Raw genomic sequence first — 21107 nt, 5'->3', positions numbered from 1 at the left:
GTTACCAACCCAGGTGCTCTATCACGTCCGAGGCGATCAGCGCCGTTTGGCCGCGGGCTTCGGCGGCGCGGTCGCCGGCGAGGCCGTGCTGGTACACGCCCAGAATGGCGGCGTCGGCGGGGTCGTATTTTTGGGCGAGGAGGCTGGTGATGATGCCCGTCAGTACATCGCCGGTACCGCCGGTGGCCATGCCGGGATTGCCGGTTGAGTTGAAATGGACTTCACCATTGGGAAGAACAACAGCGGTGTTGGCGCCTTTCAAGCAGATAATCGCTTTGTATTTGGCAGCAAATGCCTGCGCTTTTTCCAGCCGCTCATATTCGTTGCCGCTTTCGCCGGCAAGCCGCTGAAATTCCTTTGGATGAGGGGTTAGGATCGTGTTTTCAGGCAGCTTGTAAAGTAAATGCCGGTTTGTGGAGAGGATATTCAATGCATCGGCATCGATAATGACCGGTACTTTGGATTGTTCCAGTACTTTTTCCAATGCTTTCACCGTCGCCGGCTCCTGGCCGATGCCCGGGCCGATGCCGATAGCCGTCGCCGAAGCGAGATCCGGCAGCTTGCTAATGTATTTTTCTGCTTCATCGACGGTCGTCATAGCCTCCGGAACGGAGATTTGCGTGATCTCGTACCCGCACGTGGGCACGTGCATAGTGAGCAGCCCCACACCCGAGCGCAGGCAGGCTTTTCCCGAAAGAACCGCGGCCCCCATTTTGCCATAACTTCCGGCGACGATCACGGCATGTCCAAAAGTGCCTTTGTGTGAAAATTTCTGACGGAGTTTAATGCGCTTTTCAGCTTCAAATTTGTCGGTGAAATAATATGGTGTGCTCGTTTCAGCCATGTACCGGGAGCTGAGACCAATATCGACTACATGCCATTCGCCGACGTATTCGGCATTCTGAGGAAGCAAAAATGCCAGTTTCGGCAACTGAAACGTAACGGTGTATTTCGGTTTGACGACTACATCGTTGGGGTTATTGGGCTGGTCGGTGTAGAGCCCGCTGGCAATATCGACGGACACGAGCCTGTTGGGCAATTCATTTAAATACTGAATGACAATGCTTAATAAACCTTCAACGGGGCGCGACAGGCCTGAGCCCAGCAAGGCATCAATGCAAACGACTTTATTTCCCAATTGTGGAAGGTCATTTTCTGAATGAATGCGGCGCGGTGTGAGGTGGCTGCCAAGCCGGGAGTAGTTTTGGCGAAAATCGTCAGTCGCATTCAGGGTGTATTCCACGATGAAAACCTGCACATCGTAGCCGCAGCCGCTCAGAATGCGGGCTATCGCCAGGCCGTCGCCGCCGTTGTTTCCCTTGCCGCAAAAGACGGCGATAGGGCGGGTATTGACATATTGATTACAAAACCACCGTACAAATGCCTGTGACGCGCGCTCCATCAAATCAATGGAGGCGATGGGTTCGTGTGCGATCGTATAGGCGTCCATCGCCCGGATCTGTTCTATATTGAAAATCTTCATGATAATCACGCGAAAAGCTTTTTGTTACGGACAAATAATGCTAGCTTTGCACTCGTTTTCTCAAAAGCTGTTTTGAATGAAGGGGCGTCACCCCGTCCGCTGGGAGCAAGCTATCATTTTAAATCCATAAAATCACTCGTCATGAGCGAACTTATTAAACTCGTAGAAGCTACGATTGAAAATCGTAAATCCGAGTATCCTGATTTCAAATCAGGCGACACGATCAACGTTCACGTGAAAATCCGTGAAGGTAACAAAGAGCGTATCCAGCAGTTCCAGGGTACCGTTATGCAGCGTCGTAACGTAAACGGAGCTGGCGAAACTTTTACAGTACGTAAAATTTCAAACGGTATCGGTGTTGAGCGTGTTTTCCCAATCCTTTCACCAAGCATCGCGAAAATCGAGCTTATTCGTCGTGGTAAGGTACGTCGTTCACGTCTGTTCTTCTTGCGTGGCCGTCAGGGCAAAGCAGCTCGTATTAAAGAGCTTAAAACCACGAAGTAATCCAAAGGACCTTCGGGAACGAAATTTTAAAACCCTGCAAGCGAATTTTTCTTGCGGGGTTTTGTTTTTTGGAAAAGGCTATAAGCTTTAAGCCATAGGCTATAATTCCCGGGCATACAATTTTCCGAATACAAAATAGCTTACAAGCCTATGGCTTACAGCTTAAAGCATAACATTATGACTATCCCATTTTATAAATACCAGGGTACCGGCAACGACTTCGTCATGATCGACGACCGCGACCTGCAATTCCCGGTTTCCAAAGAACTGATCGCGTCGATTTGCCACCGCCGGTTCGGCGTCGGCTCGGACGGCCTTATCCTGCTTCAAAATGCGGAAGGTTACGATTTTCGCATGGTGTATTTCAATGCCGATGGCGGCGAAGGCAGCATGTGCGGCAACGGCGGCCGTTGTGTGGTGCGTTTCGCCAGCGACCTGGGGCTTTTCAAGGACAGTACCAAATTCATAGCGGTCGACGGTGAGCATGAAGCGACTGTTTCGGGTGATACCATCCGCCTCAAAATGTCGAACGTGAATGGTGTGGAGCAATATGAGGAATACGATTTCATGAACACTGGCTCGCCGCATTACGTAACGTACGTGGACGACATCCACGAAGCCGATGTGGTGAATATCGGCAGCGAGATCCGTTACGGTTCCGTGTACGGCCCCAAAGGAGGTACCAATGTGAATTTCGTAGAGGTAATCGAAGACAACCACCTGAGCGTGCGTACTTACGAGCGAGGCGTGGAAGACGAAACTTTCTCCTGCGGAACGGGTGTGACCGCCTGCGCATTGTCCGCGCACCTACGCGAAGGCTGGCAAGGCCCGGTACAGGTAGAAACGATCGGCGGAACGCTGGCGGTGGAATACCAGGATGCCGGCGAAGGCCAGTTTAAAGACGTTTATCTGATCGGTCCCGCAGTGCGCGTCTTTGAAGGAACTTTGGAAGTTTAGAGTTTGAAGTAAAAAGTAAAGCCTTGCAAGTCGATGATTTGCAAGGCTTTACTTTTTACTTTGCCTTCTATTTTAAACTTTAAGCTTCCAACTCCGTTATTCCGACTCGATAATACCGCCCCTCACATGAAATATCTGCTTGCCGCCCCACTCCGGGACGCGGCAGTAATCCATCGCGGCGACTTTGCTGCGGACGCCATTCGTGCAAATGACGACGATCGTCTGGTAGGGCGCCACGAGCGGACGCTTTTCCCGGATTTCAGCTAGTGGAATATTGATTCCTCCTTCGTTGAATTCCTCAAACTCCCAGTTTTCACGCACGTCCACCAGCACGGCATCCGGGCCTTTGGTCAATGCGAGTGCCTGAGGAAGGTCAATGTCCGAGTAAGTTTTTTTCAGCATACTGCCAATTACCTGCTCACCGCGTAAGGATGGTCGTTCACAACCGGGATATTTTTAGCGATCAGCTTATGAATATCTTTGAGATATGGCTTCTCTTCTTTGTCGCAGAACGACATCGCAATGCCTTTCGCTCCCGCGCGGCCGGTACGACCGATACGGTGAACGTAGGTTTCGGGAATGTTCGGGATTTCGTAGTTGATTACGTGTGTGAGGTCGTCCACATCGATACCGCGCGCGGCGATGTCGGTGGCTACGAGGACGCGCGTAGTCTGGCTTTTGAAATTCTTCAATGCATTCTGGCGGGCCGTCTGCGACTTGTTACCGTGAATGGCTTCGGAAGTAACACCTGCTTTGCGCAATACTTTCACCACCTTGTCGGCCCCGTGTTTAGTGCGGGTAAATACCAATGCCGTAGCAATCGATTCATCTTTCAGAATATGCAGCAGCAGCGAGTTTTTGTCTGATTTATCTACAAAAAACACCGATTGGCGAATGGTATCGGCCGTTGAAGATACCGGGGTAACTTCCACTTTCACCGGGTTTCTCAAAATAGTACCTGCCAGAGTCACGATCGCCGGAGGCATGGTGGCCGAGAAAAATAGCGACTGGCGCTTGTTCGGTAGCAATTTGATCACCTTTTTCACGTCGTGCACAAAGCCCATATCGAGCATGCGGTCGGCTTCGTCGAGCACGAAAAATTCCAGTTGGTTCAGTTTAATGAACCCCTGGTTAATCAAATCCAGCAGACGGCCCGGCGTAGCGATGAGCACGTCCACGCCCCTTGCCAAAGCGTCGGTTTGCGGTTTCTGGCCTACACCACCGAAAATAACGGTATGCCTCACGCGGGTGTGACGCCCGTACGCAGCGAAGCTCTCGCCGATCTGGATCGCCAGCTCGCGGGTAGGGGTCAGAATCAATGCACGGATACGGCTTCTTTCAAACTTCCCGACCGGGTTTTCGTGCAGTAATTGCAGCATCGGAATCGCAAAGGCGGCAGTTTTGCCGGTACCCGTTTGCGCGCAGCCCAGCAAATCTTTATTTTCTAAAATAACCGGAATAGCTTTGGCCTGGATGGGAGTGGGAGTGGTGTATCCTTCTTCTTGGAGAGCCCTCTTAATCGGCTCTATGAGTTTTAAATCCTGAAATGTCATTTGGTCTTTTTAATGGCTGCGTGATGATCATCCATTTTAAACGCAGCCTGCATAATATGAATCGGCCTGTCTGGCCAGGTGTATAACAGAAGTATGTTTTTAAACGTTCAGTGAGAATACTTCGCAAAAATAGTCACTATTCACTTAAATTTGATCATCGTTCATCAACGCAGCAACACTATGAGCAAGATTTTTACCCTCACATTTTTACTATCGCTTTTCTTCACGGCCGCTCATGCACAGGATGTCCTGGTCCGGAAAAACGGTTCCACCATCGAAGGAAAAGTGGTCGAAGTAGGTATCGATAAGGTATTGTACAAGATCAGCCTGGAAGCGAATGCAGCTAATTTTGTGGTCAGAAAGAACGAATTGCTACGCATCGAGTTCGGGAATGGTCAGACAGTCTGGTTTGACAAACGTGCCGAGCGTAGTAATACGAGGAATCGGGAGCGGAATGAGCCCATCGTCCAGGACGAAGAATTAGGTAAAAACAAAATTGATTTTTCCCCTTTCAAGGCTTTGGACAGCGGCCCGGGCTTTGGCATTAGTTATGAAAGAATTCTCGACAAACGCGGCTATTTCGGCTTACTCTTACCTTTCACATTGACCATTCCCGACAGTTACTACCTTCCCTCGATCGGCGAGGACTCCGACGACCAGATGTATTATTTCTCACCCAGTTTGAAAGTTTATCCATTTGGCCAGAAACGCGTTACTTATGCAGTAGGGCCGACGCTCTTTACCGGAATTGGCACAAAATGGCAATACACCAACAAATACGATCCTTTAAGCGGCGTTACCACCAGCACAGAGGAAAAACGCAACCGCTTCCGAATGGGAATGATCGTTAATAATTATGTCAATTTCCAGATTACTCCGCATTTTCAAATCGGGCTGAATGCCGGGGTAGGCCCGCGCTATCTGGATCGGGAGAAATACCATTCGAGTACTTACCGTAACGGACGCATGGAAATCACCGGTGAGTTCAATTTCAACTTGGGACTCCGCTTCTGATCACCGCACGACGCGGAAAATGGGATAGCGCATGTATTCCTTTTCCGCGTAAACCGAATTCTGGTAGATAAAATCCAGCTGTGCATTGCCGTTCTTCGCAAACTCGGGATCTGCCTTGCGTTTCTCATCGAGCTTCGCTTTCAGTTCGGGAGACTTTCTGAGCAAATCCGCAGCCAGGTCTTCAAAAACATAGCCCGAATAATGTTCTTTGGCCTGTAAAATGGTGTCAAAGAAATTCCATTTGAAGAACGAATCCACCGCTTTTGGTTCGAGGGTTTCGATGATGTACCGGTTCACGGATTGATTGACGGGGATATACCAATCTCCTTTTTTGAAAGGCAGTTTCTGCTTTTCAGTCCTTAGTTTCACCGAAGTATGCCAGTAATGTCCTTCGAAAGGCTGCTTAGGCGTTTCCAACTCCTCGATATAATAGGTTTCTACATTCATTTCCGAGTCCTTTTCGAGCGCTTTCATTTGCACGCCGTTCAGCCGTAGCAGCTCCACTATATTGTGCCAGCCTTGCGGGATAATGTAGGCTTCCGGCCGCGTCACTTCGTCCAGCGGGGCATAGGAGTCGTAAAATGGAATATCCCTGGTAAATGGTTTTGACCGGTCGTAATGCAGCCTGGGCAGCCCGCTTACTTCACTGGGAATGTACTCGGGCTCGTAGCCTTTGAATGCGATCGTGGATTGTTTTGATTTATTGACCTGCCAGGTAATAGCAAACTTCTCCTGCTTTTTGACGGCCTCTTTCGTCTCGTTCCGCAGTCTCAACAGCGTCTTCCGGTGCGCGGCAAGGAACTTGATATTGCCGTGTAAATAGGCATAAGTCGATTTTACGCGCTGATCGTAGGGTTTCAGCATATGTGTTTCGGTCATCACGCCGATGGTATGAAACAAAGCGGCGTATCCTGTGGAATAGCGCGGCCAATCGGGAAACTGAACAAAACCTTTGTCAGGCGTTTGCCCGTAGGCATTCACATAGGGCGTAGCCTCGAAGCCAGCTTCTTTCAAATGCTTGTACATATAAGGTAGAAAAACCTTCTCGTTGAAATCGCCAAGCGGACCGCCGAGTTTGTCTTTCTGAGCGTAGTCGAGCGTCATTACATACTGGTAATCAGAGCCATTGCTCACGTGCGTGTCCGCGAAGAGGTCGGGATCGAGCTCGTGAAAAATGGCAGCGAAACTCCGTGCATTGCGGGTATCAGCTTTGATAAAATCACGGTTCAGATCATAATTCCGCGCATTTCCCCGGAAACCATATTCCTTCGGCCCCGCCTGATTGGTGCGGGTGGTACTATTGCGGTTCAACGCGCCTCCGATATTGTAGAAGGGAATGATAGCCACCACAACGCTGTCCAGTTCGGGGAATTTGGCCGGATGCACGAGCATGTCGCGCAACAGCATCATCGACGCATCCACGCCATCCGGCTCTCCGGGATGGATGGCATTATTGATAAACAGGATAGCCTTGCCCTGTGCTCTCAGTTTTTTGACATCGAAGACCTTGTTTTTTGAATACAATACCAGATGCAATGGCCTGCCGCTGTCGGTAAGGCCTTTTTCCTGCATTTGTACCTGCGGGAAATTTTGGGCCAGCTGCCGGTAGTAGGCAATGCCTTCGTCGTAGGTAGGGGTTTGCTTGCCACCGCTTTTTTCAAAACGGGTCTGGTACTGGGCTTCCGCGTGGAATGCAATTGCCGGGAGAATACCCAACAGAAATAGTGTTAGTTTGAAGCGCATGAACGGAGTAAAATGTCAGTATTTGTATTGTTCGAGCAAGTGAAGGTAAGGATGGAGGCCGTGGTGAATGAAAACATTCTGATCCGAATCCTCAAACTGCTTATAGTACGCATCATCGGCCAGGAGCACGACCGTCGGCCCGGTGCGTACGTAGTTACTGCTTTTGTAAAAGGTTGGTGCCTGGTATTCCGGCAGGTTTTTAGCTACAATTTTCCCTGCATACCGGCCGAGATACTTTTCGTAATTGCGCTGCGCCTTTTCGCTGGGCTTTTTCATGCCCTTGTAAGCGTGCCGCATACCGATGCGCGCAATGAGTTTTTGCTTCTTGATAATGCCGTCGATATTTTTGAAAGGGTTCGTATTGTTAAAATCGCTAAGTGTTTGCACCGAAAACGGTACTTCGGGCACCCAATCGGCCGAATTGACGACATTATAGCCCCAGCCGCCATCGACCAGGTGTTCATACTCGTAGGCGAAATAGGTATTGCCCACCTTTGGAGCCGCGCTGGCGTAGGTTTTGAAACGGATATCTTTGGGCAATGCGCCCTGCTTTTGAAGCGAATACAGATGCGCCGTCATCAGATAACTGAGCGCGCCGCCCTGGCTATGGCCCATAATAAGGAAATCCCTGACGCCGGTTTTGTACATGGAGTCGATTTTTGGGACAATATCCTTCGCCAGATAAGCCGTGCCTACCAGCCAGCCAATGTGTACGGCTGCTTTGGGATTGTCGGCCAGATGGTATTTAAAAGTATAATCTTTGGTGATTTGGAGCTCCCCGCGGGCCGGTACCATAGCGGCATAGAAGTTTTCGAGCCAGCCCACGGCATTCATGGTCGTGCCCCGGAGGTTAATTACAGCTACGGAAGACTTGCTCTTCCACAGCCCCCAGCGGTTGTCGAGGCCCATTACGGGAGAAGCGTAAACGGAATCAAATTTCGTGGGCCGCGGTACTTTGAACTTTTGCCGGTTGGTCATGGCGGTATCGTACAGCAGGGCGTGCATATACACGAGTTCCTGGTATTCAGCCTTGTCAAAGCCGGGTTTCAGCTTGCTGGTTTGCGCCATTCCGGGCTGAACGGCGAGTGTGCCAAGGATAAAGACAATAGCTGTGTAAAAATGCCCTAGCAGGCATGGTTTGAAACTTGTCAGGAACTTTTGCATGAGTGATAGCGAAGCGTTGAATACCAAGGCAACCTTTGGGTTACTAATGTAGGAAAACAATCGATGCAACCGGATTTTCAGGCTTTCAAATCACTTTTCGGCCCCGGTTTCAGACATTTCTTTCAAATTAGAATACCATTAGAGTTTACCCGCGTAACCCGTTTCGCCTTGAATGCGAGCCCGGAATTTCTTATTTTTGGTTAGTCTAAAAAATATTTTCATGGAGCTGTATTACTCTTTTTCCGCATTAATCGTCCTCTCTGCGATATTTTCTTACCTCAATTCCCGGTTTCTGAAATTGCCTCCCTCTATCGGCGTCATGGTGATCGCATTGATGGTGTCGCTGGGGCTTATCGCTACCGATAGCATATTTCCACGCACATTCATCCGCATTTCCACGCTCATAGCGAGCGTCGATCTCACGGAAATACTCATGGGCGCGATGCTCAACTTTCTACTGTTCGCGGGGGCTATCCATTTGCATTTGGAAGATCTTAGGGAGCAGCGTTTGCCGGTCATTATATTTTCCACCGTCAGCGTCGTGATTTCCACGTTCGTGATCGGTTTCCTCATTTACTATATCCTGCCGTTGATCGGCATTAGCATTCCGCTCATTCAATGCCTCGTTTTCGGCGCATTGATTTCCCCCACGGACCCTATTGCAGTGCTTGGGATCCTCAAACAGGCGGGTGTTCCCAAGTCGCTCGAAACGAAGATCGCGGGTGAGTCGCTTTTTAACGACGGTATGGCCGTAGTGGTGTTCATTCTGATGCTCGCGCTGGCACGGGGAGAAGAAGTGAATACCTCATTTACCGGTATTGCCGGTCTTTTTGTGAAAGAAGCGCTGGGCGGCATTTTGCTCGGCTTGCTGCTCGGTTTTTTAGGTTCCAAAATGATGTACCGGGTAGATGGCTACAACGTACACGTACTCATTACGCTCGCAATCGTGATGGGCGGGCACCTGGCTGCCCAGGCACTGCATATGTCGGGTCCATTGGCTATGGTGGCTGCTGGGCTGGTGGTAGGGAATTATGGCAAAAATCCCGGTGCCGTTTCGGATACCGAGCGCGATTATATCGACAAATTCTGGGAGCTTATCGATGAAATCCTGAATGCGATCCTGTTCCTGATCATCGGCTTCGAATTGCTCCTGATCCCCGACATGAAGCAATATGGCTGGGCAGGCATGGTGGCGATCGTAGTGGTGCTTTTGGCGCGGTTCATTTCGATTTATATTCCTGTCAAGCTCATTCCTTTCAAAACGCGCTTCGGGAAGAAATCGATTACCATATTGGTGTGGGGAGGCTTGCGCGGAGGTGTTTCCATCGCATTGGCATTGTCCATTGATCAGCATCTCAACAAAGACCTGCTGCTGGCAATCACCTATTTCGTGGTATTGTTCTCGATCATCGTGCAAGGGCTCACGGTAGGCAAGCTAACCGACCGCCTGCCCGACGACGCGGAGGCGGCCGCTTAGGAAGCCGGCCCCGCCACGAGCTGGTTGATCAGCGCATTGATTTTGTTAAGCCAGACCGTTTGCCCTTCGCAAGTCCAGTGCGAATCGCCTTTCAAGTACGATGCACGGCCCATGCGGCGAAAATCGCCAAGCACATCGATATAGGGCACGCCGAGTTTGGGGTGGTTGTATACCCGTTCAATCAGATTGTTGTACGTGCCATATCCGGGGCTGAGTACCGAAACCTTGTTGGGGATAATGCTCAATATCACATGGTCGAAGCCCAGCGAGTCCGCGAAATCACGGCTCGCATTAAGGTTTGCGATCATGGAATCAAGCTCGGTTTGGCGCACCGGCGTGAAGGACGATGTAACTTCCGGGGTGTCGGTATCCATGTAATACACAATATCGCGATCGTTGTTGACAAGTGTCACGCCCGAAGCGGTCCTGTCGAAAAAACGGTGGTTGAAATCGGATTTCCATTCTTTAATGCGTAATGCGAAATCGTTCTGGAACAAAAAGCCGTCGAGCCTGTCGGCGGTGTGCGACCCTTTGAACGCCTCGTCCAGCTGGTGCATGAACTTGCTGGAAGCCCCGTTTTGAATAAATGTTGCCGAATCCGGAACGAGCACGGTGATGGTAGACGAAGCGAATTTCTGGCGGAAATGCCGTTCGACGCTTTCCATCAGCAAGATATTAAGCTGGGTGGTGTCGAGTTTGATATGCAGGAAGTCAGACCATTTTACCCAGGTATATTCGTCTACCGGAAAATCGCTTTGTCCAACTCTTCCTTTTTCTGTAAAGCTATCGCCGATAATATACAGATGCACTTTTTTAGCTGATTGCGGCCGAACCGGCGGCGTATAACCGGTGCATTGGTGGCGTGGGTCGCGAAACTCGGATAAGGTAGAAAGCTTATACAAATCGCCGTACTGGTAACCGTCTTCCACAACCTGTTCTTTCCACAGCCAGGGCAAAATGGTAGGGCTCAGGCCCACAATCCATATGAGAGAGCCAATAGCCAGTGCGATATATCTTAAAATCTTCATAGCATTATCTCAACTTGATCGACCAGACCTGTATTTTCTTTTCCGACCGGCTGAATATCAATAATTTGTAATAACCAGGCTGGTACGTAAGCTGCACCGGCATTTCCGAAGGGATCGCTTTGTCGCCGAGGCGCCTTCCGTTCATATCAAAAACGGTGGAATAACTGCCCGATTTGATCGTGATAAACCGGTTATCGACGCCAAAGAAGTGATACTGGATGGTCGCATTGGGTAAAATATCCTTGATCTCGAACAGTTCGCGGCCATCTTTGGTAATAATAGCAGTTTTGGAATTAACCGAGCGCACTAATATCCAATCGAGCGAATTGCGGTCGAAAAGGATCCTGAAACGCGAACCCGGCTCGGGGCGCAGGAGCTGTCGCCGCGACGTGATTTTACCATCCAGGCTAATGCGGATCAGTTCGCCGGATACGCTCACGCCCGTAAGCTCGGGCTGACCCGTTTGCGGGTTCTGTGCCCAGGTAAACGGACTCTCCGTTCGCGTCAGGATATCGACGGGGAAGCCTGGGCGCACCGTGCCATTCTCTTTCAATAAATAAATCTTTCCATTCTGCTGCGTTACAATGAAGCCCCGGTTGCCAATTTGGTTCAGCGCTACCACCGGCCCCACTATCTTTTCGAAACGTACGGAATGGTTCAGCCTTTTGAGCGGGCGGGTCACACTTTCCCATACGAACAACTCTTCCGCCGAGCTCTTGACGATAAGCCGGTTACTGCCGTCTTCGCCACCGTCGATGAGGTATAATGCCGAGACGAGATCGGGGGTAGGCAAATGCGCCTGGAAGGTCGAAACATTGGAAGAGTCGTCTTCGTCCAATGCATATATCGTGCGTTCCGTGGCGAAAATGCGCTGTTGGCGGCCGATGTTCAGAAAATCGACTTTATAAGCTGCCGTACCGATCGCGCCGTTCAGTTTGGCGATGGTCTCGGTTTTTCCTTCGCGCAGGTTATTTGTTCTGAGCAGGTTGTGTTCCTTGTCGGTGAGCAATATCTCCGAACTTCCGTCGATCGGGTTTTGCAATGCAGCCAGTTCAGAATCGTAAATATCCGGCCATTCGATATCGATGTTCAGAAAAGTGCGGTTGAGCACCTTGCTGGCGGTTTGCCGTTTTTTGGGATGAAATGTGAGTTCGGGGAATGCCTCGCTGCCTTCGAAGCGGCATTGCAGCGTGATGGACTCCATTTTGGCCGTGAGGTCGCTATACTTTTTGCTAACCTGCGTTTCCTCGCCCGATTGCGCTTTCCGCAGGTTCACGATCATCGAAAGCTGAGCTTCGTTGTTCGTACTGGTAAGCACGCTATCGTATTCCGGCGATTGTTTCCAGGTGATCTGGTTTTCGTAGTCGACAATGTAGTTCTGCAATACCTGCGAGTTGTTGCTGATCACCAGATAGGGCGCAATGTAGGTAATATAGCTGCGCGGAAAGCCGGTAAACATCGGCCCGTACAAGCCCGAAGGCAGTTCAGGAACAGGTACCGAATAAATGTCGTAGCCCTGGTACTGATCCGCCGAAACATTTGTTTCCTGGTTGGAGAGCTGCGCAAGCTTTTGTAGTACTGGCCTCACTTTATCGTAGTTGGAAAACTCCGTAAGCAGGATTTTACCGTCGGTAATGCTGTTATTCTCCTCCAATTGGCATAATACAAACTCCGAACCAATGTTGTCGATGAGCACATTACTTTCACCGGCAATGTAATAGTTGAGCTTGTCCCAGGCCGGCGATTTGTATTTTTTATGCCATTTCAAAAATGTTTCCTTGAATGCCGCTTTGTCGGACGCAGCCGCGCGATACAAAAATGAAGTTTGCTGCGATACATGCTTGTGCCCGGCGAACGGCGTGCCGGGGTTGCCTTTCAGGATCTCGGCCAGGTAATAATCCGGTGCATCCGCCCCATTGGATTTGACTACCAGATTTCCCTTGCTCTCCGCTTTTTCAATGTGAAAATCCTGGTAGGCAGGGAAGCTCTTTCCAAACTCCGCCAGGGTGGCCACATTCTCCATGGACATTACCGACTTCCAGGCATCCGTACGGAGGTAAATGCTCGTGCCATAATCGGAATCGTTGATATTCGAAAAGCGTGAACGCAGCCTGAACGAGCTGATATTGAGCGAGGAAGCGCGTACGGCGTCTTCGATCAGGTCGCCATAGTAGCTGACGATCAGGTAATGGTCTTTCACCAGGTAGGAAAACAACGGCCGCGAATTGGCGTCGATGGCGTCGGTAATGCGGTGGTCCTGGAAATTGTGATGCAGAAGCCGGATGTTGGCGTGCTGCGGGCTGGCCAGCCATTTGGTTTCTTCGTCGGTAACGGGAATATACATGATTACCCCCCATTCCGTGCTGGTGCGCGGGTGGTATGAATAGGAGAGGGTTTTGGCTTGCAGGAATGTTTTGAGCTTTTTGGCGTCTTTCGTCAGCAGGTTGAGCAAAGTCAGGTTATCGCTGGCGATGTCGAGGAGAGGAAGCCGTTTGAGGTCAAGAGCGGCTTCTGTGGCCGTGTAAGCCGAATCTTGCAAATGCTCACTAGTGATCACCACCACGGCATTGGAGGGGATGAATTGCCAGGCTGCCGACGAACCCCTCGACCATTTGAACAGGAAATATCCTGCTGATGCGATAAGCACGACCAGCAGGATAGCAATCAGTTTTTTTTTCGACACAAGCCTGTTTTTTAAGCGCGGATCGCTTTCACTTTATCATTCAGTTCGAGGCGAAACCGCAAGAGTTCTTTAAAGCTTCGGATGCAAACTTTCCACAGGTTCCATTTCACAATCGAAACGGTGCCGGTTTCCCGGTCTTTATGGGTGATAGGGATATCGAACAGCTGCTGCCCTGATTTTTTTGCCATCACAGCCAGGAAGATGTTCGGTGCGAACGGTTCCGGATTGGGCAGCTGGTTCATCAGTTTTTGCAGGAATGTTCCTTTAATCAGACGGAACGGGATGTTGCTGTCCATGATGAATGTACCATAAACAGCCGAAATCGTGCCGCGGAGGAATTTCGTGATAAAAAGGCGTACGCCGGCATCATGCCGAACCTGGCGGTAGCCGAGTATGAATTGCGACTGGGAGCGTTTGTCCCAGAGTTTGTCAAAATCTTCGGAAACAAACTGGTCGTCGCTGTCCGTCTGGAATACATATTCCGAACCCAGTTCCAGCGCCTTGCGATAACCGTTCACGACCGCATTGCCATGCCCGCCGTTTTTCTGGTGGACAACCGTCAGATTATCGATCTTTTTGTCCAGCTCATCCAGTAATACCTTGGTATTGTCTTTCGATCCGTCGTTGATGACGATCAGGGTAGTGTTATCGTTGGGGAATTTGGTTTTGAGGAAGGAGGTCCAATTATAAACTACTTTTTCGATACAATCCTGCTCATTGTATGCGGGCATTACTATACTCAGAAGATATGACATGCAAAAGCGTATTTGGTATGTTGCGCGAAATTAATAAATAAAGCCTGTAACCGGGCTATGGGGTTTCATTATTTAGTAAGCGTACTTGTCTTTCAGGGCGTTAATAGGTTTCTCGAAAAAGTGCCAGGAAACCGACGCCACTAAGACCGTGAGCGCCACTACGACCGTTGCTTCGAACGCGATATTGCCTTCGAGGCTGGGGATATATTGATAGATTTTCCGGAAAAGCCTGACCGTCGGGTGCATGGGACCGCTGTGAAAATGGTTGTATACAAAATTGTGGTACAGGTACAGGCCATAGCTGATTTTGCCAAGATAAATACACACCGGATTTTCGAGAAACGCGGCCATCCAACCCTTGAAACCCATCACAGCGCGTCCTATCAACGTAAACCCGAAAATGGACGACATGGTTCTGTCGAGCACCACGTACGGGAAGTTGAAGGGCTGAGCCAGCGATTTGGCCCACCATTGGATCAGCACCCATCCCAGCAAGCCAAGCAGTACCGGCCATGATTTGCTGAATAATTTAACAAACACATCATTCTTGTATAGCTGCATCCAGGCCATAAGCCCGCCCAATGCGAAAGAATCGAAACAAGTGGGCGTGGATACATAGGTTACAGTCCATTCACCCATTGTGACGAAGTTGGTACCCGGTATTCTGCCCGAATAGAAAATGTAAGCGCGCAGGAGAATGCTGAAAATACCCATCAGGCCCAGCACTGGCACCAGTTTGTTTTTGGGAATGAAGAAAATCAGGAACGGGAAGAATAGATACACCTGCTCTTCCACCGCCAGCGACCACAAATGGTCTACTGAACCCAGCCAGGTTTTATGGAGGGCAATGTAAATATTGGTTCCGTACAACGCGAGCCAGGGCAACTTGTCGCGCACCGGCGGCACATTGAAGATAAACAGCAATGCAATGATGAGGTAATAAACCGGAAAGATCCGGATCGTTCTCCGGACCAGGAATTTGCGCAGGTACTTTTTAAAGCCTCCGGGTGTCCCGTAAGTTTTTTCCTTGCTTTTGAGCAAAATGCGGGAGATCAGGAAACCGCTGAGCACAAAGAAGATCGTTACTCCCAACGCGCCGAACGGGATAATATTGATTTCTACGATGAGGTGGTCGAGCAGAACCAGCCCCACTGCAATAAAGCGCACGCCGTCAAGTTGAATAATGTGTCCTTCTGAATTGGTGCGCATGGTTACCAGTTAACTTTCACTTCTTTTTTACGCGATTCTTTGACCGTCACACGCTGGTCTTTGAACAGAATGCCGGTTTCGTCGCCCTGCTGGCGGATGAGTGCCACCCTATAAGTTCCCTTATCCATTTCAGAGAACGGAATGTCGGCATAGAAGCCCGGAGCGAAATAATATTGTTTCAGGAACAGCTGCTTCCGGCTCGTGTTGCGCGTGCGAAGGGCGGGGAAGATGTAGTAGCATTCATCAGAACTGAGCAGCACATACACACCACTGTCCTGCAACCGCTGGCTGGTGAATGAGGTATTGCTCACTTTAATGGATGCCGTGTCCGTGGTAATAGTGGTTTTATCATACAAATCCACCATTCCCCGTGAACTTCCGGCATAGTTCTGACGGTCGGCGACGGCGATGAGGGGCAGCCATTTGTCATAAATGACAGGCGTTTTTTCCATGATATTAGCCGCAAACGATGTGTCTGTCGGGTATTTCAGCGATTTGTCCGTGAATGTCCAGTTGAATTGCGAGGTCACCATCTGCTTTCTCAAATTATAGGCGTCCACCAGATGATAATGATAGCTGAACACATTGAATGTGACCGCCAGGGCGATAATCGCAGTAATGTAAGGCGAAAGGAAACTACCACGGATCGGGACCACCACATAGATGTAGGCGATGATCAGCAGGAGAACCGAGTATATCTTGACTTTGCTCGCAATGAGCACGTCGAATCCGAAACCTGCGCGGCCGTGAACTACAATTGCAGCGGTGCCGAGGATGAACAGGATTACTCCCAGGCAGAAAAGGTCGGTAGTTCGTTCGAATTTGGTGGCGTACTTGTTCCTAACAATCCTGAAAAGCGTCGTAGAACCAATAGACACAGCGACGAGGAATAAAATTACACCCAGGAAAATACACACCTTAACGTGGTTCAGGACGGGGATGCATTCTGCAAATGAACCCAGAAATGCCATATAGCCTTTGACAAGTTGCAGAAGCGAGGCTTTTGATTCGGGGTTGTAGTCTGGTTGCTTGTACCAATAGAAATAGCAGAAAATCTCGGCAATGCTGATGATCGTCCACAGTGCAAAGCGCTTTCGATTACCACTTAAAAATAACAAAACAGCACCCAGTGGCAAAACCATCAATCCATTCCCGCTCGTAAGCACAGTTACTACGCTCAGCAGCATGGCGATGGAAAAAGGCAATACTTTGGGATTGACGACCAGATACAATGTCCAGAGGACCAGCGTTACTACCCCGAAATTTTGCACAGCCGACATTCCCCAGTACATATTCTCCCAGAACGCTAGCGTCATCCACAGGAATGGAATGGGTACCAATGCAAAAAGCGGCTTTTTGTTTTTTTTGAGCAAGTCGTAGAACAACGGGATCGCCGCCAGAAGCAACAGGTTACCTGCTGTCATCAAATGCCGGTAATTGAGATGCCCGAAAATGGCATAATCGATCCATGCGAAAAGGCGGGTCAGCGCGATGCGATGCTCGTTATGCTGCCTGAAAAGCGCCAGGATTTTCCCTTTCCAGTCACCAGCCTGCGTATATTCGGCGATGAAATTTTTCAGCGCGTGGTCGTCCCATTTGGGAATATTGATGGCATAGTAATCCCAAACCGTGAAATAAATGGCAACGGGTAATAACAGGATCAGGCTCAGGATAATGGTGAAAGCCTTTTTCGTCATGCCGGGATCATTAGTTGGCTGATGCTCGACAAGATCGAATCTGCGTCAAGTCCGGAAAGCTTCTGGTGGTAGCTTTGACTGCCATAGCGGCTGTTGGGATAGCCTTCCGCTTTGAGACTTTTAAATACTGAAGGGAAAACACCTTTTTCCAGTAGCTGAACGGAAAGCTGTTGCGCAAGCCCGCCTGTGCTGATGTGTTCTTCGGCAACGAGTATTGCGGGCGCTTTTTTTACCAGCGTGATCAGCTCGTCCGTCAGTTCCAGCGGAAAATGCAGGGCGGTTACTACGTTCACCTTTTCTGCAAGCTCGGGAGCCAGCGCCAGCGCCGATAGCACATTGTTGGCAATCGGTCCCAGTGCAAAAACAGTCGTTTCGGCATGGGCAGGCTGGTGAATTACTTTAAAAGAACCCGTCAGGTAGCTGTTTGCCGGAGTGGTTTTCCCGGCTCCCAGGCGCAGGTATGCAGGACGGGCGTCGGCGGCGATCTGCCGCACAACCGGAACTACTTCGTCGGTAAATGCGGGTACCCACACCTGTGCATTCTGCTGACCGCTCAAACATGCAAGATCTTCGATGGTGTGGTGGCTGCTGCCCATGATCCCGTATCCATATCCGCCGCCATTACCTACCAGGAATACCGGCAAGTTATTGAAACAAACGTCGTTACGGAACTGTTCGAGGCAGCGGTACACGATAAATGGCGCGATGCTGTAACAGAATACTTTATAACCTTTGTGGGCAAAGCCGGCAGCTACGCCCACCATATTCTGCTCCGCAACACCGGCATTGATAAACCGCTTGCCCATTTTGGCCTGCAAGTTTTCCAACGCATTATATCCAAGATCGCCTGTGATGAAGATAACGGAGTCGTCTTCGACCGCAAGCTCTTCGATGGCTGTTGAAAATTCTTTTCTCATCGTTAAGTGGGCGCTACGCCGATTGATTGCTTAACTTAAATGGCCGCCTAACCGGCTGATACCATGCAATTTATTACTTTCTCAATTGTTTTACCAAAGCCCGGATCTCGTCGGCGGTTTTATAAGCCTTCGGTCCCCGGCGTATTCTGGTGCGGATGTATTTGGGCCGCTTTTTAGTTTCTTCGAATATCTTGGTAATGTATTCTCCCAAAAACGAAATGCCCAGGATGGTGAGCCCGCCGAAGAACACGATCAGAATAATTACGGTGCTGAGGCCTCTTGGAGTATCCGGAAAGAAAAAGAATTTGGCCAGTATCTGCCAGATTATCCCCAGAATGGACAGTGCCGTGAGTCCGAATCCCGCATAACTCATCAGTTCCAATGGCGCGAAGCTGAACGAGAAGATCGCCTTCTTCGCCCACCAGATGTTTTTCGTCCAGTTGTTGGTCGACACACCGAACATCCTTTCCGGACGCACATAAGGTACCCCGGTTTGTTTGAAACCTACCCAAGCGCGTAAGCCGCGCAGGAACTGCTCTGTTTCAGGCAAGTCCACCAGCTCCTTCACCACTTTGCGGTCGATCATCGAGAAATCGCCGGCGTCGCGCGGGATCGGAATGTAGCTCAGCCCCTGGAATACCTTATAGAATGTCTTATAGAAGAAGTGGATATGCGGCTTCATCTCGCGCTGCACGCGTACGCCGTAGACGACGTCGTAGCCGTCCATCCACTTTTCGTAAAATGCCGGGATAATTTCAGGCGGGTCCTGCAAGTCGCCATCCATCAGCACCACGCAGTCGCCGGTTGCGATCTCCATCCCGCTCAGGAACGCCGATTGCGATCCGAAGTTTCGAGAGTGGCTGATACCTACCACATTAGGGTCTTTGTCGCAAATCGCATTGATCACTTCTTCCTGGTTATCGGGCGAGTTGTCGTTTACGAAAATGATCTCATAACGCACCTTCAACTCGTTGAAAGTCTTCACCAACCTCTCGTACATGAACGGGATCGCCTGGGCGTCCTTGTAACACGCGATAATGGCTGTGATGACCGGGTTGAGCTTAGGATTTTCAAAAGCAGGAATCAGCCTGGACTCATATTGCACGGCATCCTGCCATTGGCTGTAACGGATCAGGCCGTCTTCCAGGGAAGTTCTCGCTTTCCAGCCGAAGTCGTTTTCAAATGCGGTAGGGTCACCATACCATTCGGCGAGATCCCATTTGCGGTTCGACATGCTGCCCCATTCGGGTTCCTTGGCGATAGAGAATGCCTTGCGCGTCACGTCCACGAGGTCGCCCATCGTGGTTTTGCGGCCGGTGGCGATGTTATAAGAGCGTCCCGATTTCTCGTCGTCGATTTTCAACGCCGCGTCCAGAAACGCCTCCACACAGTCTTCTACAAACACAAAATCGCGGCTTATATCGGGGGATACCAGAGAAGGTAAGCTCTTTTTACGCGCATTTTCGATCAGGCGCGGGATCAGCCGGTCGGGCTCTTCCCAATAGCCGTAAATCGAGTACAAGCGCAGGTTGAGCGTTTTTAGCCCTGCTACTTTGGCATAATATTCGAGCAAATAGGCGGCCGAAACTTTAGAAACCGCATAATGGCTGTTCGGTTCCACGCGGTCGGTTTCTTTGGGCGATGTACAGTTGAAACCATATTCGGAACTGCTTCCGGCATGGATGTAAACCATGTCCTTCGTGCAGTTTTGAAGGATATTCACCGTTCCGAGCACATTGGTCTCGTAAGTCAGGTTTACATTGCTCTGCTTGCTGTACGCCCCGTAGGCCGCAAGGTTGAAAATCGTCTGCGGTTTATATTTTTCAAATACCTCCTTGATGGAATTGTCTGAAAGAATGTCGCAGTGGATGATGTTTTCAAACGGGACATTGAGCAGTTTCAGACGCCATGCTTTGGTGGCGTCGTGGGTTACTGCGTAACAATCCTTCCGGATTTTAAATATGTCATTGAAGAGATTGGCGCCAATGAAGCCGCTGGCACCGAAAACAAAAACTGGCCCTTTTAATTTCTCTATTTTATCGCGGTAAACCGGTAAATGATCAAGCATTCGTCAATTCATTAAGATAACGTTCCTTTACTTCCAGTGTAGCTTGCTCATACTGGTCTTTATTCATGGGCAGGTAATGCCATTCCAATTTGTTTTCCATATAAGAAACCCCTTTTCCCTTCACGGTATTGGCAATGATTGCTTTCGGGAGCCCGTTTTTGCTTTCTTTCAGCCTGCTGATTGCCTCGCTGATGGCCGCAATGTCGTGGCCGTCTACTTCCACCGTTTCAAAACCGATCGCTTTCCATTTTTCAACGGAAGCGGTTTCTCCCAAAACCTTGTCCGTAAAACCGAAACCTTGCAGGCCGTTCTTGTCGATGAGCATAATGAGGTTGTCGAGCTGATTCTGGATTGCGTAGTGCGCAGCTTCCCAGGTGGTGCCTTCGTTGGTCTCCCCATCAGACAACAGCGTGAACGAATACGTTGCATCGTCGGCGACCTTTGCTGCATGGGCAATGCCCGTTGCAATGGGCAGGCCGTGGCCTAATGAACCGGTAGCAAAAGGAATGCCCTTATACTGGCGCGGTGCGGGGTGGGCGGGCAATGTGGTGCCGTCCAGGTAGAATGTGTCCAGCTCCTCGTCCGTAATTTCCCCCAACGTATTCAGGCACGCGTAAAGCGCGGCCGCGGCGTGGCCTTTGGAAAGAATGAAAGTATCGTCGGTCGATTTTTGAAGGAAAAGGACTGCGATCATCAGGTCGATGCAGCTGAGTGAGCAACCAATGTGGCCCGCGTTGGCCTGGTGGTAAAGGCCCAGTATTTTCAGGCGAAGCTCGCCGCTCAACTGTTTAGGGTCTTTTAATATCTCTTCTGCTGTCATGCCTGATGTTGTATGTCGATGTAAGGAATTGCCTG

The 21107-nt window shown here is 50.1% G+C and carries 17 protein-coding genes; 4 read left to right on the top strand and 13 right to left on the bottom strand.

The window, feature by feature from the left end:
* Window position 1 precedes the first annotated feature (1 nt).
* Window positions 2-1483 (bottom strand): NAD(P)H-hydrate dehydratase, encoded by a 1482-nt coding sequence (locus AC2YIT_RS18555; protein ID WP_487280136.1) that lies wholly within the window; start codon window positions 1481-1483, stop codon window positions 2-4.
* Between AC2YIT_RS18555 and rplS the strand changes: the two genes are divergently transcribed.
* Both rplS and dapF read left to right on the top strand, forming a co-directional pair.
* Window positions 1427-1987 (top strand): 50S ribosomal protein L19, encoded by a 561-nt coding sequence (gene rplS / locus AC2YIT_RS18550; RefSeq protein WP_430850908.1) that lies wholly within the window; start codon window positions 1427-1429, stop codon window positions 1985-1987. The genes AC2YIT_RS18555 and rplS overlap by 57 nt on opposite strands.
* 177 nt (window positions 1988-2164) lie before the next feature.
* Window positions 2165-2944, top strand: a complete 780-nt coding sequence (gene dapF, locus AC2YIT_RS18545) for a diaminopimelate epimerase (RefSeq protein ID WP_430850910.1) — start codon at window positions 2165-2167, stop codon at window positions 2942-2944.
* Window positions 2945-3040: 96 nt separating this feature from the next.
* Here the strand turns inward: dapF and AC2YIT_RS18540 are convergent, their stop codons facing one another.
* Both AC2YIT_RS18540 and AC2YIT_RS18535 read right to left on the bottom strand, forming a co-directional pair.
* The gene (locus AC2YIT_RS18540) at window positions 3041-3346 is read right to left on the bottom strand and encodes a rhodanese-like domain-containing protein (protein ID WP_487280135.1); all 306 of its coding nucleotides are present in this window, start codon (window positions 3344-3346) and stop codon (window positions 3041-3043) included.
* 8 nt (window positions 3347-3354) lie between these two features.
* Window positions 3355-4497 (bottom strand): DEAD/DEAH box helicase, encoded by a 1143-nt coding sequence (locus AC2YIT_RS18535; protein ID WP_430850914.1) that lies wholly within the window; start codon window positions 4495-4497, stop codon window positions 3355-3357.
* Window positions 4498-4677: 180 nt separating this feature from the next.
* Between AC2YIT_RS18535 and AC2YIT_RS18530 the strand changes: the two genes are divergently transcribed.
* Window positions 4678-5511, top strand: a complete 834-nt coding sequence (locus AC2YIT_RS18530) for a hypothetical protein (RefSeq protein ID WP_487280134.1) — start codon at window positions 4678-4680, stop codon at window positions 5509-5511.
* Here AC2YIT_RS18530 and AC2YIT_RS18525 read toward each other — a convergent pair whose 3' ends face one another.
* Together AC2YIT_RS18525 and AC2YIT_RS18520 are read right to left on the bottom strand one after the other, a co-directional pair.
* Window positions 5512-7254, bottom strand: a complete 1743-nt coding sequence (locus tag AC2YIT_RS18525) for a M14 family metallopeptidase (RefSeq protein WP_430850918.1) — start codon at window positions 7252-7254, stop codon at window positions 5512-5514.
* A 15-nt stretch (window positions 7255-7269) separates the two neighbouring features.
* Window positions 7270-8418, bottom strand: coding sequence for a lipase family protein (locus AC2YIT_RS18520; RefSeq protein WP_487280133.1), 1149 nt, complete (start codon window positions 8416-8418; stop codon window positions 7270-7272).
* Window positions 8419-8638: 220 nt separating this feature from the next.
* Between AC2YIT_RS18520 and AC2YIT_RS18515 the strand changes: the two genes are divergently transcribed.
* On the top strand, window positions 8639-9895 hold the full coding sequence (locus AC2YIT_RS18515) for a cation:proton antiporter (RefSeq protein ID WP_487280132.1): 1257 nt from the start codon (window positions 8639-8641) through the stop codon (window positions 9893-9895).
* Here AC2YIT_RS18515 and AC2YIT_RS18510 read toward each other — a convergent pair.
* The 8 genes from AC2YIT_RS18510 to AC2YIT_RS18475 all read right to left on the bottom strand — a co-directional run bounded on the left by AC2YIT_RS18510 (window position 9892) and on the right by AC2YIT_RS18475 (window position 21072).
* Window positions 9892-10923, bottom strand: a complete 1032-nt coding sequence (locus AC2YIT_RS18510) for a hypothetical protein (RefSeq protein WP_487280131.1) — start codon at window positions 10921-10923, stop codon at window positions 9892-9894. The genes AC2YIT_RS18515 and AC2YIT_RS18510 overlap by 4 nt on opposite strands.
* A gap of 4 nt (window positions 10924-10927) precedes the next feature.
* Window positions 10928-13606, bottom strand: coding sequence for a DUF3352 domain-containing protein (locus AC2YIT_RS18505; protein ID WP_487280130.1), 2679 nt, complete (start codon window positions 13604-13606; stop codon window positions 10928-10930).
* Window positions 13607-13617: 11 nt separating this feature from the next.
* The gene (locus AC2YIT_RS18500; RefSeq protein ID WP_430850929.1) at window positions 13618-14361 is read right to left on the bottom strand and encodes a glycosyltransferase family 2 protein; all 744 of its coding nucleotides are present in this window, start codon (window positions 14359-14361) and stop codon (window positions 13618-13620) included.
* A gap of 72 nt (window positions 14362-14433) precedes the next feature.
* Entirely contained in the window at window positions 14434-15570 is a 1137-nt protein-coding gene (locus AC2YIT_RS18495; RefSeq protein ID WP_487280129.1) for an acyltransferase family protein, read from the bottom strand.
* Between the two features lie 2 nt (window positions 15571-15572).
* Window positions 15573-17267 (bottom strand): hypothetical protein, encoded by a 1695-nt coding sequence (locus AC2YIT_RS18490; protein ID WP_487280128.1) that lies wholly within the window; start codon window positions 17265-17267, stop codon window positions 15573-15575.
* Window positions 17264-18184 carry a transketolase family protein gene (locus tag AC2YIT_RS18485; RefSeq protein WP_487280127.1) on the bottom strand — a complete coding sequence of 307 codons (921 nt, stop codon included), beginning with the start codon at window positions 18182-18184 and terminating at the stop codon, window positions 17264-17266. Before AC2YIT_RS18485 ends, AC2YIT_RS18490 begins: the two co-directional genes overlap by 4 nt.
* Window positions 18185-18257: 73 nt before the next feature.
* A complete protein-coding gene (locus tag AC2YIT_RS18480) occupies window positions 18258-20252 on the bottom strand; it encodes an NAD-dependent epimerase/dehydratase family protein (RefSeq protein ID WP_487280126.1) in 1995 nt (664 codons plus the stop codon).
* Entirely contained in the window at window positions 20245-21072 is an 828-nt protein-coding gene (locus AC2YIT_RS18475; protein WP_430850939.1) for a transketolase, read from the bottom strand. Before AC2YIT_RS18475 ends, AC2YIT_RS18480 begins: the two co-directional genes overlap by 8 nt.
* Window positions 21073-21107 lie beyond the last annotated feature (35 nt).

The sequence above is a fragment of the Dyadobacter sp. SRI_021 genome (genome assembly GCF_057586235.1).
The sequence above is the reverse complement of the archived record's forward strand: the minus strand, read 5'-3'. Positions and strand labels throughout refer to the sequence as shown.